This is a genomic window from Cohaesibacter marisflavi, from assembly GCF_963665895.2.
GTDB classification, from domain to species: domain Bacteria; phylum Pseudomonadota; class Alphaproteobacteria; order Rhizobiales; family Cohaesibacteraceae; genus Cohaesibacter; species Cohaesibacter marisflavi.
This window is the reverse complement of the sequence record NZ_OY762534.1, coordinates 2,648,730-2,665,426: the sequence shown is the minus strand read 5'-3', so window position 1 is coordinate 2,665,426 and position 16,697 is coordinate 2,648,730. Positions and strand designations below refer to the sequence as shown.

The following is a 16,697-nucleotide window of genomic DNA, read 5'->3' as shown; positions in this document are numbered from 1 at the left end:
GCCCGAAACGAAGCAGCATGGCATTTCCTTTTACAATGCCATGCATGCTTCTGGTGGGCGCGGGACCGGGTATGCCTCTTATCCGGCCCTGCACCTCTGACATCAAACTGGCTGGACCGGATTCTTCGGGCCCGGCAATAGAGACAGATGAACGGGGCATCAAAATGGATAGCGATCAGGTAAAGCTTCTGGAAGCAAGATGCATTGAGGAACAACCTCCTGCTTGCGAGGTGACTTGTCCCCTACGCGTCGACGTGAGGTCAATGTTAGCCAAGGTGAAACAAGGGGATTTTCCCGCAGCATTTGCGCTTTATTGCCGCTATGTGCCTTTTCCTGCCATTCTCGGACATATATGCGATCATCCATGTGAAGAAAGGTGCCGTCGGGCAGAAGCCGGTGGGGCGGTGCGCATTTCCCAGATTGAGCGGACCCTTGTCGAGGAAAGCTGTTCCACTTTGCGTCGGCAGGCACAAAGAATTGCCAAACCCAAAAAGATTGCCATCGTGGGGGCAGGGTTGTCGGGGCTGACGGCTGCCTTCGATCTGGCTATGAAGGGGCAAAGGATCACCGTTCTGGAAGCGGACGCCCATCCGCTCGAACGGTTGCATCATGATTATGACCCCGCCATTCTCCCGCCTTCTGCTATTGCTCTTGATCTGGGCAGTCTCACTTCGCTCGGGGTTGATATCCGTTGCCGCTGCAGGGTGACTGGCGGAGAGGGCCCGATGGGTCTTGCAAGCCTGATCGAAGACCATGACGCCGTTCTGCTTGCTCTTGGACCCGGAGTCGCAACGGCCTTTGCTCCGACCATCCGACTGAGTGACAATGGGCGCATTGAGATCGATCCCGAAAGCCGTGCGACCAGCCATCCGAAAGTCTTCGGTGGCGGCTATCATGGCGCGTTGGGCGAGGTCTATTCACCTGTTCGGTCCATCTATGATGGAAGGCGGGCCGCTGGTTCCATAGACAGGTTCCTGCAAGGGGCTTCCTTGACGGCAAATCGAGATAGCACGGCTGCGGCAACCTCTTGCCTTTATGTCAATGTCGATGCACATCCGCCCGTTCCTCCCGTCGAGGCCGCAAACAGCATAATTGGATACACCCCTGATGAAGCCATAGCAGAGGCGGAACGGTGTTTTCCGTGTAATTGCCTAGAATGCACAAAAGCCTGCGCTTATCTTGCCTACTACAAGACCTATCCCAAACGAGCGGTGCGCGAGATCCATAACAATCTCAGCATCGTCATGGGCAACCGTAAGGCCAACCGGATGATTGACAGCTGCACGCTCTGTGGCTTGTGTGAGACGGTGTGCCCCACGGATCTGGCTATGGGGGATGTCTGTCTTGAAGCGCGTCGTGAGATGGTTGATAGCGGCCACATGCCCGCTTCCCATCACGACTTCGCCTTGCGCGATATGGCCGACAGCCGGTCTCATCGCTCTGCCTTTATGCGCCATCAACCCGGCAATGACAAAAGTGCTTATCTTTTCTTCCCCGGTTGTCAGTTGGCCGCTTCCGCTCCTGATCAGGTGCAAGGGCTTTATCTGCATCTTGGAGAAATATTGTCCGGAGGGGTTGGGTTGATGATGGATTGCTGTGGTGCGCCTGCCTACTGGGCTGGACGCACAGCACTGCATGAGGAAGTTTTGGCACATCTGCGTGCAAGCTGGGAAAGCTGTGGCAAGCCGGAGATCATCACGGCTTGCTCGACCTGTCTGTCCATGTTCAAGAAGGCCATGCCAGACCTTCCTGTGCGGTCGCTCTGGCCTTTGCTCGCGAAAAGCCCGTTGCCAACAAAGGCAAGGGCTGTGCCGGATGGCACCGTGTTTGCCATTCATGATCCCTGCACTGGGCGTCACGAGACAGAAATCCATGCTGCTGTGCGCTCCCTAGCTGCAGATACCGGGCTGACGATACGAGAGATTTCTGGTCCGGAAAAGACGACCTGCTGCGGGTATGGCGGTTTAGTATCCTTTGCCAATCGTGAGGTAGCGGACGCCATTGTTGATCAAAGAGCTGCAGAGCTTTCCGAGGATTATTTGGCCTATTGTGCCATGTGTCGGGACAATTTTGCCCGACGGGGGAAGAGATCTGCACACCTGCTCGATTTCCTGTTTCCATCTGAAGATGGAGCCGATCCGGCGGCCCGTCCAGACCCGGGGTTCTCCAATCGCCGGGACAATAGAGCCCGCTTGAAGGCCAGATTGCTGCGTGAACTATGGGGGGAAAGCATGCAAGAGCAAGATCCTGAGTGGACTATTCTAATTTCAGATGACGTCCGGGTTGATATGGAGCGAAAGCTGATCCTCGATGACGAAGTGCGCGCGGTCGTGGCTCATGCGGAAACATCAGGACAGAAACTGAAGGACAGGAAAAGCGGGCATATGATCGCGACTCTGCGCACAGGGCCGGTAAGCACTTGGGTGGAATATGAACTCACAGATGAGGGGGCGCTCATCCACCGCGCCTATGGGCATCGTATGGATGTGGAGGTGCAAAAATGACTTCTCCCAAGGAACAAGAGACCCCGCATTTGGACGATCTACTCTGTGCGAGATGCGAAACTCCGCTCCAGCAGGGAAAGGTCATTGCCAGCTATATGGGGCAGACCTTTCCGGTGGATCTTCCCGTCTGCCCAACATGCGGCTTTGTCTATATTTCTGAAGATCTGGCTTATGGCCGCATGTTGAAAGTCGAACAGGCTTTGGAGGACAAATGAAGATCAACGGCCCTCATGGCGTAATGGATTCTGTCACCAGACAGGCTGCTGGTCAGCATGCCAGTGGGTGCGCGGGCCTCTTTGGCTATGGTCTTGTCACGGACAGAAATGGCGAACCAATAAGCCCTGGTGGGCTGCGGATGACTGGTGAGCTTCTTGATCGGGCTGGCTTTGCTATCGCAGATCATGTGGTCGATGTGGGATGCGGGCAGGGGCGCAGTCTGGGAGTCATGATCCGCCGCGGATTGAATGTGGTGGGTGTCGACACGGATGCGGCCCCGCTCGCGATGGCCCGCAATCTGTTCCCCAACGTGGATCTGTTCTGCTGCAGTGGTGCAGCCATGCCGATTGATAACGAAGCCATGGACGGGGTGCTATCTGAATGCGTGTTGACAGTCATGCCGGATCACCGGGCCGCGCTGGCTGAATGGTTCAGGGTTTTACGAGCAGGGGGCAAACTAGCCTTGTGCGATGTATATGCCCGAAATCCGGACATGTCCGGATCGGATGAAAGGGCGATTCGCCTTTTATCGGCGGATAGAGTGAGAAAGGCCATCGGAACGGCAGGCTTTCAGCTGCTGTATTTTGAGGACAGATCTGAATGTCTGCGCAACTTTGTGGCCCGTTTCATTTTCCGGTTTGGTTCCCTTGACGCCTTGTGGGGAGATGCTCGAACCAGTGCCCAGATGCATGCCTTGAAGCCCGGATACTATATGGCCATTGCGGTCAAGCCCATTGATCGTCCTGCGAATACCAATCGGGCCAACAGTCAGGAGGCAATAACATGACAGAAGACTCCTTTCGCGTAGCTGAGTTGCTGCTCGCCGATCTCAAATGCAGTCACATCATGATGATACTGGCGTTGGAAGCCGCAGGTCGACAGGATCCAGATCTCGTTCGCGCCATGTCTGGCCTTGCTGTTGGCATGGGGCAGGGCATGACGTGCGGCATTCTTTCTGCCGGTTCTTGCGTTGTTGGCATGCTGGCGGGTAAGGCCGGTGAGGATGAAAGTGAAGACAGTCGCTTTGTCGATATTCTTGAAGAGTTCGGTGGTTGGTTCAAGCATCGATGCACAGAGGAGTATGGCGGTTGTAATTGCAGCGACATCATGCAGTTTGACATGAATTTGAAAGCCCGGCGTTGCCCCGCTCTGATCGCTGAAAGCTGGCAGAAACTCAACGAAATACTCAACCGCTATGACGTCGATATCGCTCACCCGCCACGCGGAAGTGAGACTTGCGAGAATACTGGCGCATTGGAGTTCCTGTCATGATGGGTCTTGCGCAAACCGATACCCTTGAAAGGCCTGCATTGGGAAACAAACATGAGGTGCCAATTGCGGCTGTCATTCTGTCCGCCGGGCTTTCGTCACGCATGGGGGCTTTCAAACCGCTGTTGCCCTTTGGAGATGGCACTGTGCTCAGTCATGTTGTACAGGTGGCGCGCCAAGCCGGAGCCGAACCTGTTCATGTCGTGATCGGGCATAAAGCCAAGGAACTCCGTTCCCATGTCGAGAGTATCGGGGCGGTAGCGGTGTATAATCGGGATTATGAGAGCGACATGTTCAGTTCTATCAAGGCTGGCATTGCGTCCTTGCCCCAAATGGTTGCTGGCTGTCTGTTGATGCCAGTTGATATTCCACTGGTCAGGCCGACCACTCTGAAGCGGGTTATGGCAAAAGCACGCCATGCTGATGCTTTATTGGTTCATCCGGTTTTTGATGGCCTAATCGGTCACCCGCCTTTCATCGCTAGGGGCCTCTTTGAAGGTCTGCTGGTTGGGGATGGACAAGAGGGGGGGGCAGCCTCGATCCTGTCGCGCCATGCGTCGGAAACAATCGCCGTATTTGATAGTGGTTGCCTCAGGGACATGGACTATCCCGAAGAGCATGCCGAACAGCTGGCGGCTCTCCAAAACCACCATTTGCCCGATGAGCGTGAATGTGAAGCCCTGTTTGATGCGGCTGGAACGCCACAATCCGTCCGTCGTCATGGGCAAGCTGTCGCCAAATTGGCCAATTTACTGGCAAGCGGACTTCTCGAACATAAGCAGGATCTGGACATTGGCCTGATCACGGCTGGAGCCGTGTTGCATGATATAGCAAAGGGCCGACCTCAACACGCTTCTCTAGGAGCGGAATTGCTCGCCGAATGGGGATTTCCCGCGCTCCATAACATAGTTGGGCAACACATGGCCTTGGCAAATGGATATCAGCGTCTTGATGAAATCGCACTGGTCTATCTCGCTGACAAGCTTGTCTCCGGGGAGGAAATCGTTGGCCTTGAACAGCGCTTCGCTCCGGCATTTACGCGATTTGCCGATCAACCGGACGCGTTGGCTGGTGTGCGCAAGCGGCTCAGCGATGCCCTTGCCATTGTGGCTGCCATCAATACTTTGGGGGGCGATGTTCCCGGTGTGCCGATTGAAATCAGGAATATGTTGGAGGCTGCATCATGACCTATTCCGACAGTCGTATGGTTCTCGGCACAACAGAAAGCGTTTGCCCGGATTGTCTCAAAACCGTTTCTGCGATCCGCTATGCCGAGGGCGACACCGTCTATCTTGAGAAAAGCTGCCCAGAACATGGAACGGTAAGCACGCCTATCTGGCGTGGTCTCAAAAGCTACTTCCTTTGGGACAAAGCTCCGCGGAACCAGTCGCAGATTCTCAATCCGGCGACGTCGGTTGATAAGGGGTGTCCCCATGATTGCGGCATATGCTCTGACCACCAGCAGCAAAGCTGTTGTGTTTTGCTCGAAGTGACGTCTCGCTGCAATATCGCTTGCCCCTTCTGCTTTGCTTCGGCAGAGCGGGAAGGCAAAGATGTGTCTATGCATACCATAAACAAGTGGCTTGACACACTGATGGAACGGGCCGGAGGTAGAGTGCATATCCAGCTTTCCGGAGGAGAGCCGACGGTGCGTGACGATTTGCCCGAAATCATAGCGCTTGTCCGCTCAAAGGGCTTTTCTTTTGTTCAGCTCAACACCAACGGTTTAAGGCTTTCAAAGGATCCTAATTATGTCAGAGCACTGGCCGATGCGGGTTTAGACTGTGTCTTCCTGCAATTTGATGGCGTGTCTGATACTGTTCACAAAGCCATGCGCGGTGCAAAGTTGGCACGCATCAAGGAAGATGCCATTGCTGCTTGTGAAAAGGCGCATATTGGCGTGGTGTTGGTGCCGACACTCGTGCCGGGTGTCAATACCGATCAAATTGGCGTAATCGTTGACTATGCCAAAGCCCATATGCCGACTGTTCGCGCAGTGCATTTTCAACCTGTGAGCTATTTTGGCCGGACACCGGAGCCTCCCCGTCCGGAGACCCGTTTCACGCTGCCGGAAGTCATGGATGCACTGATCTCTCATGAGAAGGGTAGGATTTCTCTTTATGATTTCCATCCGGGATCTGCGGAAAATCCTTTCTGTTCCTTCAGTGGTCGCTTTGTCGTTGAGGAGGATGGGCGCTTGGTCCCTGATCAGGTTGCTCAGTCATCCTGCTGTTCGGCAGGTGAAGATACGGGTGGGGCAGCCAGCCAGTCCTGTGGGTGTGGTGTGCCGGGAGAGGATCTGCTCGTCCGGCCGCCGGAAACAGAAATCGAGCATGAGCAAGAAGGATGTCGCTGTTCGTCCGGGAACGAGCCGGAGCCTGCCAAGTCCAGTTGTTGTCCTGGCCCTGATGCTCAGAAAGAAGCTGTGCCTGGTGCCGATGTGGCGCGCGCGCGTCGCTATGTTGCTGACCAGTGGAGCTGTGCAGGTGAGGAAGATGATACCGACGATCCCTCTTTTGTTGCTTTTGATGCCGTGCTGAAGCGGCGTGCCCGCACGTTGGGACTGTCGGCGATGGTTTTTCAGGATGCATGGACGCTAGATCTGGAGCGTCTGCGCCAATGCTACATTCATGTCATGATGCCTGACCAGAAGGCTGTGCCTTTTTGTGCATTCAATCTTACGGATCGGGAAGGGCGTTCGCTCTACCGGAAGGAGGAGGGATGCTGAAGACTTTCATGCAGAGTGAGGTTTTTGGGCAATGCGAGCGTGGCTTCTGTCCTTTTGAAACCCGAGAAGAGCGCGATGCCTATCAACTTGCCCATGTTCGCGATACGATCGAGCATGCTCGCGCCAACAGTGGTTTCTATCGCCAGTTTCCCCGCTGGCCGGAAGGGCTGCCGCAGAGCCTTGCAGATGTTCAAGGTCTGCCCTTTACATGGCCGGAAGATCTAGCGCGCAATGATCCACCCCTCATCGCTGCGCCCCGCAATCTGGTTGCGCGTATGGTAACGCTGGAAAGCTCGGGCACTACGGGGGCTCCCAAGCGCATAGCCTTCTCGGATGCGGATTTGGAAAACACCATTAACTATTTCCACCGTGGCATGAGCCAGTTTACCCACGCCGGAGATCGTGTCGGAATCGCCTTTCCTGCGACCCGGTCTGGTAGTATCGGTCAGGGACTATACGAAGCGGCGCGACGCCTCAACGCCACACCGCTGACGGCGCCCGATGTTTCTTCTGCGGACGCCTTGCTTGATTGGCTTCGTGCCGAACAGCCTGATGTGCTGTTCGGTCTTCCGGTCCCCTTCTTTGCCGTTGCTCGTCTTTCTCTATCTGATGGTGGTCTGGTGCCCCATCCTCGTGCGATCCTTATCAGTGCTGACCATGCCTGCGAAGCAATAATTCGCGGTCTTGAAACCATGTGGGGCACATCTGTCTTCAATCATTGGGGCATGACGGAAACCGGCTATGGCGGGGCGCTGGAGTGTGTTTGCCATGATGGATTGCATGTGAGGGAAACGGATCTTTATCTGGAAATCGTGGATCCTCTTACCGGCACTGTTCTGCCTGAAGGGGGCTATGGCGAAATAACGATTACCACGCTCCGCCGAGAAGTGCTGCCACTGATCCGCTACAGGACTGGAGATCTGGGGCGATTGGTTGACGAGCCGTGCACGTGCGGCAATGTCACCCGACGTCTTTATGGCCCCGATGACCGGTTGCTCACGGCCCTTGAACTTCCCGGGAGCGAAAGGCTGACGCGTGGTGCATTGGATGAAGCGCTTTTCGCGACAGATGGTGTCACCGACTACGCCGCCTCTTTGGCAAGCGATGGTAAAGGGCAGGCGATATTGCAACTGAATGTCGCTTCCATTGCGACTGTGCAAAAGGATGGCTTGGAACAAAGTATTTTGAATGAATTGCAGAGGCTACCTGCTTTCAAGCAGGCGGCTGGTCTTGGTCACCTGTCTCTCGACCTGAAACAGGTAGATGCAGTTTTGCTCCCTCACAAAAGCAAAAGAGTTCCGGTCCGGCAGAATGGCGGGTCAAGAACGAGGGCGGTGCTGTTCGATCTGGATGGTACCCTGGCTCATACATTGCCTGCTGTGCATGCGGCGGTGAATTGTGCTCGCGCTTCTTTTGGGCGCCCTCCAGTGTCGGAGGATCTGGTAGCAAGGCTTCTGGGCGGGGGAGCATTCCGGCTTATCGGCACCATTGCGGAGCATTTGGGAGAAAAGATCAAAGAAGAGGAGCAAAAGGTCCAGCTTGACCACTATCTGGCTTACTATCCCATGATGGAAGAGCAGATGGCTCGGCTTTATCCTGATGTGGTGCCGGTTTTGCAAAGGCTCACCGAGGAGGCCTATCGCGTCGTGGTTGTGACCAACAAATGCCAGCGGGATGCGGAAGCGCTTGTCAAAAGGCTTGGGTTGTCTGCGTTTCTGGACGCGATTGTTGGAAAGACACCCTCGCTGTCATCAAAGCCAAGACCAGACCTGTTGCTGATGGCTTGTCGCCATGTGTCGCTTGTTGTCGGGGAGTGTCTTTTCGTTGGGGATGGACCGGAAGATTGGAGTGCGGCTCAAAGGCTCACTATGCCCGCACTTCTGATCAAGCGCAGTAAAATCGAGAGGGAGATTTTGCCGGTTCCCTGTGTTGTCGAAGAAATAACGGAAGGGAGGGTAATCAAAAGTCTGAATGATCTGATGGCTTATCTAAAGAAATAAAGTGAAACGGCCCTTAAGAGGCAGAGGAACGCCATCAATTGTTTTACATCAAAGCGCTCGGGGACGGCTGAGAGACAATTTACTTTAATGGGAGGACAGAACCGGACCAGGGTTCTGCTGGAGGCATAGAATTTGTTCAATGATGACAACCGGGAATGACGACAAAGACGGCGATGACTATCGCGCGTCCTCGTCCACGCAAAAATTCAACCTGGCTCAAATGAACTCGATTGCGGGATCCTATGATGTCGCAATGGCTCGTGCGCGCCGCTTTTTTCTTGATACCGGGAATGTTGAGGGCAATATACCCGTAACCATTCTTCAATCTTGGCGGCGCAGTGCAGACTATGGCGTTGCCATGGAAACGCCCGCCAAGGTTGAAATCCCCACGCGGGCGGAGCTTAGCGCCCTGATCGAGCGCAATGAGTCCCTTGTGCAAGCATCTTGGGGGGAAGTGGAGGCCTTGCGCCGCGACATCGGGCAGTCGGAAGGGGTGGTGATCCTGACGGATCCCGAGGGTCAGATCCTCATGCGGGTCGGTAATGATACTTTCATGCAGGCGGCCAATCGTCTCGCCCTGATGCCGGGGGCGTCCTGGAACGAGCGTCTGATGGGGACCAATGCCATCGGTACAGCCATTCAGGAAGAAAGTCCTTTGACTATTTGTGGGACCGAGCATTTTCTTGATCCCAATGGTGTCCTGAGCTGTTCTGCAATTCCTATACTCAATCCGCAAGGCAGCATCCTCGGCACTCTTGATCTCAGTACACCGGCCAATGTTCCCCATGATCATTTGCTGGCCTTGCTCGGGCGCGCCGTCACGCATATTGAACGTAATGTTTTCCAGTATAACAGCGATAGCTGGGAACGAATGATCATTCACAACAATCCCAGTCTTCTGGGCAGTCCGCATGAAGGCGTACTGGCCTTTGAGGGAGACAAGCTTGTGGGGGCCAACCGGATTGCGATGACCCTGCTCGGTTTGCCATGGAGCGCTATTGGTGGTTTGCGCTTCAATGATCTTTTCTCAGTGCAGCATGGCAGTGTCAACCGAACTGCTTCTGCAGACGAATGCATCGTGCAGACGTTGAATGGTCAGACTTTCTTCGCCCGCATGGTGCAGGCTACGTCGGAGCGGCGCCGTCAAGTCGTTAGTCCTGCACCTCTTAGCCAACAAAGAAACGTAAAAGATCTTCCGCGCCATCCTCATGAAATTCTGGATGATTTGCAGAAGGATAATATTGTCGGCCCTATTTCACGACGCAAACCTCATGCCGGAGCGCTGCTCACAGCTTCTGACGAGCGGGATGATAGCGGGGAAGCTGTGCTCATTGTGGTCAAGGGCGAAGTGCGTTGTTTCACTTCCTTTGAGGGCAAGGAACTGACCCTTTTTTCGCTTGGACCGGGCGACGCCATGATCTTGCGCGATCACCTGCAAATGGAAATGAGGACGGAAGGCGAAGTTTATATTTTGCGCCACAAGGAATTTGAAACAGCGCTTGGCATGAGTACCGAGTTTGCCCTGTCCGTCATTCCTGTTGTTGAGCATCTGCTCAGAAAGTCCATCGAACTGATAGAGGACATGGTCTTTCACAGCGTCAAGTTCAGGCTTGTGCGGATGGTGGTCGATCGCGTCGAGAAATCCGGGCGCCCGACCGCGCGCGGAATTTCGGTTCAGATGCAGTCGAATGGTGAAGAAATCGCGATGCGCCTTGGTGTGACCCGACAAACGGTTTCAACCGCCATCGCAGGACTGATCCGCGATGGTTATGTTGAAAGGCTTGGCTCAAAAGAGTTCCTCGTCAGGGATCTTGGCAAGCTCAAAGCCCTTCTGGACAAGAAATAGATACCTCTTTCTCAAGCCTTCTCGAAAAATCTCGAAAAGACTTCTGGCAAGACCTGAAAGCCTGTTGTGACATCGGCCTTGATTGTTGACCGATCTGTTAAGGCAGGGCATGCGACATGACGAAACTGCCTCCGTGCGCCCTTTCGCTCGCGGCGCAGGTTCAGCTTTGAAAGGATATGAATATGTGTGGCACCTGTGGCTGTTCCGATCCGAACTCTGCGGTTTCAATGATTGATCCTGAAACTGGTGAAGCGTCCCTTTTGCGGTCAGATCATGATCACCATCATCACGACCATACCCATCACCACCATCATCATGTGCACAATGCTCATGGTCACAGTCATCATCATGACCACGACCATAGTCATGAACACAGCGGACGTATCATCTCTGTGGAGCAGGCAATTCTGATGGAAAATGATCGTCTGGCCCAGCGCAATCGCGGCTGGTTTGAAGGGCGCGGTGTGCTTGCGCTCAATCTGGTTAGTTCACCAGGAGCGGGAAAGACGACATTGCTAGAAAAGACCATCGAGGCCTTATCTCCCACTGTGGAACTCACAGTGATCGAAGGCGACCAGATGACAACCAATGACGCTGACAGGATACGCGCTGCCGGAGCCAGCGCCCTGCAAATCAATACAGGGGCCGGCTGTCATCTGGAGGCAGACATGATAGCCGCCGCGACGAAAAAACTAAATCCTGCACCGGGTTCGATCGTAATGATCGAAAATGTCGGCAATCTGGTATGCCCTGCCATGTTCGATCTGGGGGAGCATATGAAGATCGCGATTGTTTCAACAACCGAGGGCGACGATAAACCGGTGAAATATCCCTACATGTTCAGTGCCTCAGAAGTGGTGATTGTCAACAAGATCGATCTTGCGCCTTACGTGGATTTTGATGAAGAGCGGATTTCCGCAAATATCCGCCAAGTCAATCCGCAGGCCCGTATCTTTATGCTGTCGGCGCGCACAGGAGAGGGAATGGCTGAGTGGATCGATTTTCTCAAAGAATTGAAAAGGGACATGTCTGTAGCTGGTTAGGCTTGGGCCCTAGAGCCCTTGCTATGAGGTGTTGGAGGAAGGCTGGTTATGTTGGCACTATCGCTCATCATTCGCGGTCAGGTGCAGGGGGTGGGGTTTCGGCCCACTGTCTGGCGCTTGGCGCGTGAGTGTGGCTTGACGGGCGATGTTAAGAATACAGGCGAAGGCGTAGAGGTTCGGGTTTGGGGGGAGATGGCTGAAAGGTTCGAGGCCATTCTCAAGGCCAATCTGCCCGGGCTTGCACGAATCGACAGCATTGCTCGGCATTCTCTGTCGGGAGCCGCTCCTCAAAGCTTTGAAATCGTGAACAGTCAGGAGGGAAGCGTAACGCAGTTGGCGGTTACGCCAGACATGGCAACCTGTCCGGATTGCCTCGATGAAATCCGGGATCCCTTTGATCGTCGCTATCGCTATCCTTTCAACAATTGCACCAACTGCGGACCGCGTTTCACTATTGTTCAATCCGGCCCCTATGATCGGGCCAGAACCACCATGGCGCCCTTTGTCATGTGCGAGGATTGTGCGGGCGAATTCGCAAACCCCGCTGACCGACGCTTTCATGCCCAGCCTGTGGCCTGCCCACACTGTGGCCCGACGGTCTGGGTCGAAGATTTGAAAAGCGGAGCGCGGGTCGAAGCCGATGATAGCCCTCGGTTGCTGGCTGATCTGATTCTTGCGGGTCATATCGTAGCCATCCGTGGGCTCGGTGGCGTGCATCTGGCCTGTGACGCGACCAACGCCAAAACGGTCGAAGCGCTGCGTATGCGCAAGAGACGCAAGGCCAAGGCCTTTGCGATGATGGCACGGGATCTGAAGGTCATTGGGCGGTATGTGGCTATTTCCACTGTGGAAACAGCCGTGCTCACCAGCCCGGCTGCGCCTATTTTGTTGCTCTACGGACAAGGGGAAACATTGCCGGAGGCCGTGGCTCCCGGTCTTTCACGCCTTGGTTTCATGTTGCCCCATACGCCCCTGTACCATCTTACGTTCGAGCATCTGGATCAGCCACTTATCATGACTTCTGGCAATATCTCGGGGCATCCCCAATGCACAACCAACCAGGAGATCCGAGACAAGCTTTCGGCCATTGCCGACTTCGCCCTGATGCATGATCGGGAGATCGCGAACCGGATTGACGACAGTGTGGTGGCGGTAGACTTGGGTGAGGCTCGCATTCTGCGCAGGGCACGGGGATATGCGCCGCAGGCCATAACTCTGCCGGATGATTTTCCTCAGGATCCTTGCATCTTGGCGATGGGGTCGGAACTGAAAAACACTTTCTGTTTTACACAAAAAGGACAGGCAATCCTCAGTCAGCATATGGGCGATTTGGAAGATGCGGCCACCAACGAAGAGCAACGGCACAATCTGGCTCTGTTCAGCGCCCTTTTTCACCATCATGCGGAGCACCTTATTGTTGATGCGCATCCTGATTATCTTTCCACCCGATTTGGCTATGAGATTGCTAAGGGACGGCCCGTTACGGAGGTGCAGCATCACCATGCGCACATTGCGTCCTGTATGGCCGAGAATGGGGTAAGACTGGCAGATGGACCAATTCTGGGGCTGGCTCTGGATGGCTCTGGCTTGGGAGATGATGGCACCATATGGGGTGGTGAAGTTCTCCTTGCTGATTACCAGGGCTATCAGCGTCTGGCTCATCTCAAACCAGTGCCATTGCCCGGCGGGGCAGCGGCCGTGCGCGAACCTTGGCGTAATGCGTATGCGCATGTGGTTTCCAGCATGGGGTGGCCACAATTTGCTGATCGTTTTGCTGGCCTTGACCTGGAAGAGCGTTTCGGTGCGCAACCTTTGGCCACCTTGGATGCAATGATGCGCAAGGGCATCAACGCACCATTGAGTTCCTCCTGTGGGCGCCTGTTTGATGCTGCTGCTGCTCTTTGCGGCGTTGCATGGGGGCGGCAGAGCTTTGAGGGCGAGGCGGCCATGCTGTTTGAAGCGGCAATCGATCGCCAATGTCTTAAAGTTGAGGAGAGGGCTGCCTATCCTTTTGTAATCCGGGCCGGAACTCCGCTGCAGCTTGATCCTGCTCCGGCGCTAGAGGCCATGCTTGAAGACAGACTGAAAGGCGCTTCTTCGGGATTGCTGTCTGCGCGTTTCCATCTTGGGTTGGCAGAAGCTTTGGCAAGGCTGACATTGATATTGGCGCATCAGCAGAGGATCAATATCGTCGCTTTGTCCGGAGGCTGCTTCCAGAATGCGACACTGTTTGCTCTCTTGCATGATCGTCTGGCAAATGCGGGGCTTCATATTCTGAGTCACAGCAAGGTGCCTTGTAATGATGGGGGATTGTCTTTGGGGCAGGCCGCTATTGGTGTGGCGCGTAGCCTGAACGTGATGGGTGGGTGAAATTTGGCTTCAGTCTTGCGCTGATCTGGCGAGGCTGACTTGAGAGAAGAAAGGGTGCGAGATGTGTTTGGGAATTCCTGGACAGATCGTTGGGATCACTGATCCAGAACGAAAACTGGCGATGGTGGATATTTCCGGCGTACGCCGCGAGGTCAATGTCACTTGCGTAGCGATAAACAACGCTCTGGAAGATCTTGTTGGTCAATGGACGCTCATCCATGTGGGGTTCGCCATGAGCCTGATTGACGAAGCAGAGGCCGCCCTGACTCTCAAGGCTCTGCATGAGCTGGATGAGGTATCCGACACGCTGGAAAGCATCGAAGAAACAAAGACCATGCTGGGGGCGGAAACTCAGTCGGGGCAGGGACCTTCGTAATGAAATATGTGACTGAATTTCGCGATCCAACAGCAGCAAAGAGCCTTCTTGGCGCGATCTGCAAAACCATTGACGAGATTGGGGCTACGGCAGAAGAACCTGTGCGCCTGATGGAAATCTGTGGCGGACACACCCATGCAATTTTCCGCTATGGGCTGGATCGTCTCACCCCTCAAGGGCTGGAATTCATTCACGGGCCGGGCTGCCCTGTCTGTGTGCTGCCCATGAAGAGGGTGGATGAATGCGTGGAGATCGCCATGAAGCCGGAAGTGATCTTCACCAGCTTTGGTGATGCCATGCGGGTGCCCGGACGCAAGAAATCGCTTCTTGATGCGAAATCTGAAGGGGCAGATGTGCGCATGGTCTATTCCCCTCTCGATGCGCTGGAGTTGGCGCGGACCAATCCGGATCGGGAAGTTGTGTTTTTCGGTCTCGGTTTTGAGACGACGACGCCGTCTACGGCCTTGACAATTTTGCAGGCGGCTGAGGAAGGGATCTCCAATTTTTCACTTTTTTGCAATCATATAACAGTGACCCCGCCTCTCAGGCTGTTGCTGGAAGATCCGGAAATGAAGCTTGATGGTTTTATAGGGCCGGGGCATGTTTCCATGGTTATTGGCACACGTCCGTATGATTTCATTGCGCGTGATTATCGCAAGCCGCTGGTGGTGGCCGGGTTCGAGCCGCTTGATCTCTTGCAGTCGATACTTATGGTGCTCAGGCAGCTGGCCGAAGGGCGTGCCGAAATCGAAAACCAATACGCACGGATCGTGCCTGCAGAAGGCAATCCGGCCTCTTTGGCTGCGATTTCACAAGTCTATGAACCGCGTCCGACCTTTGAGTGGCGCGGTCTTGGCGAAATTGACAAGTCCGGCCTGCGCATTCGCAAAGCTTATGCCTCCTATGACGCAGAGCGTAAATTCGACATCGGCTATGGATCGTCCAAACCGCATCAACCGGATATGGAGAGCTTTGCCTGTGGTGCGGTGATGACGGGGCGAATGAAGCCTTTCGTTTGTCCGGAATTTGGCAAAGGCTGTACGCCGGAGCATCCTCTTGGGGCGCTGATGGTTTCATCTGAAGGGGCTTGTGCAGCCTATTATCAATATGCCGATATGAGGCCGGAGGGTGCAGAATGAATGAGATGAGTAAACTTGCTGCGGGGCGGATATCTCTTGCGCATGGTGGTGGCGGCAAGGCCATGCATGATCTGATCGACCAGATTTTTGCTGCACGCTTCAAGCCGCAAAGCCGAGAGGATCAGGCCCGCCTTAAGCATCCTGCATTGTTAGAGCCGGGCGCGCAACTGGCCTTTACCACTGACAGCTTTGTCGTTTCTCCGTTGGAATTTCCCGGTGGTGATATCGGTAAGATCTCGGTGTGCGGCACGGTCAACGATCTAGCCGTGGGCGGAGCTCTGCCTCTCTGGTTATCGGCTGGCTTTATCCTTGAGGAAGGCTTTGATATTGCGACCTTGGTGCGCATCGTTGAGAGCATGGTCTGCACCGCTGAAGAAGCCGGGGTATCAATCGTTACGGGTGATACCAAGGTGGTCGACAAAGGCAAGGGGGATGGTGTTTTTATCAATACGTCAGGGGTTGGAGTGATCCCTCCGGGAAGGGAATTGCTTGCTTCTTCAGTCAAGGCGGGTGACGTGGCCATTGTCAATCATCGGCTTGGCGACCATGGCGCTGCGATTTTGGCAGCGCGGGGCGATCTTGCCCTATCGGCTTCCATTGCCAGTGATTGCCAACCGCTCAATGGCCTCATGGAAGCGGTGCTACGGGTTGCTCCCCATGTTAGGGCGGCGCGAGACGCGACCAGAGGTGGGCTTGCTTCATCTCTTAATGAAATCGCTCAAGAGGCTGGTGTCGGGATCGAGATCGAGGAAAAGCTTTTGCCGATTCATTCTGAGGTGCGTGGTGTTTCCGAAATTCTCGGGCTTGACCCTCTCTATCTGGCTAACGAGGGCACCTTGGTTCTGTTTGTGCCTGAAGCTGAAGCCGAAGCCGCGCTCAGTGCCATGAAAGCTACATCTGCGGGACATCAATCGGCGATCATAGGACGTGCCGTGAAGGACCATCCGAAACGCGTCATCATGCAAACGTTGTTTGGGGGCGGGCGGATTGTTGATATGCTGGTCGGAGAACAACTACCACGCATTTGTTGAGGCTATATACCAGATTTGCTCCATAGAATAACTGTTAACTGTAGATGCGGATAAAACCAATCGTCATTCCAAATGCTTCGGCAGGGGAAGCACGATTAGTTTTAAGCTTACCAGTGGCCGCTCATTTGATGCGGCACAGGCGTTGCATTGTACGATGCCGTCATTGGCCTTACGT

The 16,697-nt window shown here is 54.6% G+C and carries 13 protein-coding genes; all 13 read left to right on the top strand.

Annotated elements, in window-relative coordinates; all coding sequences use genetic code 11:
* The first annotated feature begins 17 nt into the window (after positions 1–17).
* The 13 genes from ACKPCT_RS13135 (at position 18) to hypE (ending at position 16,522) form a co-directional block, all read left to right on the top strand.
* Positions 18–2,504, top strand: a complete 2,487-nt coding sequence (locus ACKPCT_RS13135; protein WP_319567113.1) for a pyridine nucleotide-disulfide oxidoreductase/dicluster-binding protein — start codon at positions 18–20, stop codon at positions 2,502–2,504.
* Positions 2,501–2,719, top strand: coding sequence for a DVU_1557 family redox protein (locus ACKPCT_RS13130; RefSeq protein ID WP_090075390.1), 219 nt, complete (start codon positions 2,501–2,503; stop codon positions 2,717–2,719). Before ACKPCT_RS13135 ends, ACKPCT_RS13130 begins: the two co-directional genes overlap by 4 nt.
* On the top strand, positions 2,716–3,507 hold the full coding sequence (gene trsM / locus ACKPCT_RS13125; RefSeq protein ID WP_319567112.1) for a DVU_1556 family methyltransferase: 792 nt from the start codon (positions 2,716–2,718) through the stop codon (positions 3,505–3,507). The genes ACKPCT_RS13130 and trsM overlap by 4 nt, the downstream gene beginning before the upstream one ends.
* Positions 3,504–3,992, top strand: coding sequence for a DVU_1555 family C-GCAxxG-C-C protein (locus tag ACKPCT_RS13120; RefSeq protein ID WP_319567111.1), 489 nt, complete (start codon positions 3,504–3,506; stop codon positions 3,990–3,992). The genes trsM and ACKPCT_RS13120 overlap by 4 nt, the downstream gene beginning before the upstream one ends.
* Entirely contained in the window at positions 3,989–5,176 is a 1,188-nt protein-coding gene (locus ACKPCT_RS13115; protein ID WP_319567110.1) for a DVU_1551 family NTP transferase, read from the top strand. The genes ACKPCT_RS13120 and ACKPCT_RS13115 overlap by 4 nt, the downstream gene beginning before the upstream one ends.
* The gene (trsS, locus tag ACKPCT_RS13110) at positions 5,173–6,717 is read left to right on the top strand and encodes a radical SAM (seleno)protein TrsS (protein ID WP_319567109.1); all 1,545 of its coding nucleotides are present in this window, start codon (positions 5,173–5,175) and stop codon (positions 6,715–6,717) included. The genes ACKPCT_RS13115 and trsS overlap by 4 nt, the downstream gene beginning before the upstream one ends.
* Complete coding sequence (locus tag ACKPCT_RS13105) at positions 6,711–8,717, top strand: DVU_1553 family AMP-dependent CoA ligase (RefSeq protein ID WP_319567108.1); 2,007 nt, start codon at positions 6,711–6,713, stop codon at positions 8,715–8,717. The genes trsS and ACKPCT_RS13105 overlap by 7 nt, the downstream gene beginning before the upstream one ends.
* A 139-nt stretch (positions 8,718–8,856) precedes the next feature.
* On the top strand, positions 8,857–10,563 hold the full coding sequence (locus ACKPCT_RS13100; RefSeq protein WP_090075395.1) for a GAF domain-containing protein: 1,707 nt from the start codon (positions 8,857–8,859) through the stop codon (positions 10,561–10,563).
* Positions 10,564–10,745: 182 nt separating this feature from the next.
* Positions 10,746–11,606, top strand: coding sequence for a hydrogenase nickel incorporation protein HypB (gene hypB / locus ACKPCT_RS13095; RefSeq protein ID WP_319567107.1), 861 nt, complete (start codon positions 10,746–10,748; stop codon positions 11,604–11,606).
* 48 nt (positions 11,607–11,654) lie between these two features.
* On the top strand, positions 11,655–13,976 hold the full coding sequence (hypF, locus tag ACKPCT_RS13090; RefSeq protein ID WP_319567106.1) for a carbamoyltransferase HypF: 2,322 nt from the start codon (positions 11,655–11,657) through the stop codon (positions 13,974–13,976).
* 61 nt (positions 13,977–14,037) lie between these two features.
* On the top strand, positions 14,038–14,352 hold the full coding sequence (locus ACKPCT_RS13085; protein ID WP_090075398.1) for a HypC/HybG/HupF family hydrogenase formation chaperone: 315 nt from the start codon (positions 14,038–14,040) through the stop codon (positions 14,350–14,352).
* Positions 14,352–15,491, top strand: a complete 1,140-nt coding sequence (gene hypD / locus ACKPCT_RS13080) for a hydrogenase formation protein HypD (RefSeq protein ID WP_319567105.1) — start codon at positions 14,352–14,354, stop codon at positions 15,489–15,491. The genes ACKPCT_RS13085 and hypD overlap by 1 nt, the downstream gene beginning before the upstream one ends.
* The gene (hypE, locus tag ACKPCT_RS13075; protein ID WP_319567104.1) at positions 15,488–16,522 is read left to right on the top strand and encodes a hydrogenase expression/formation protein HypE; all 1,035 of its coding nucleotides are present in this window, start codon (positions 15,488–15,490) and stop codon (positions 16,520–16,522) included. Before hypD ends, hypE begins: the two co-directional genes overlap by 4 nt.
* Positions 16,523–16,697: the final 175 nt, after the last annotated feature.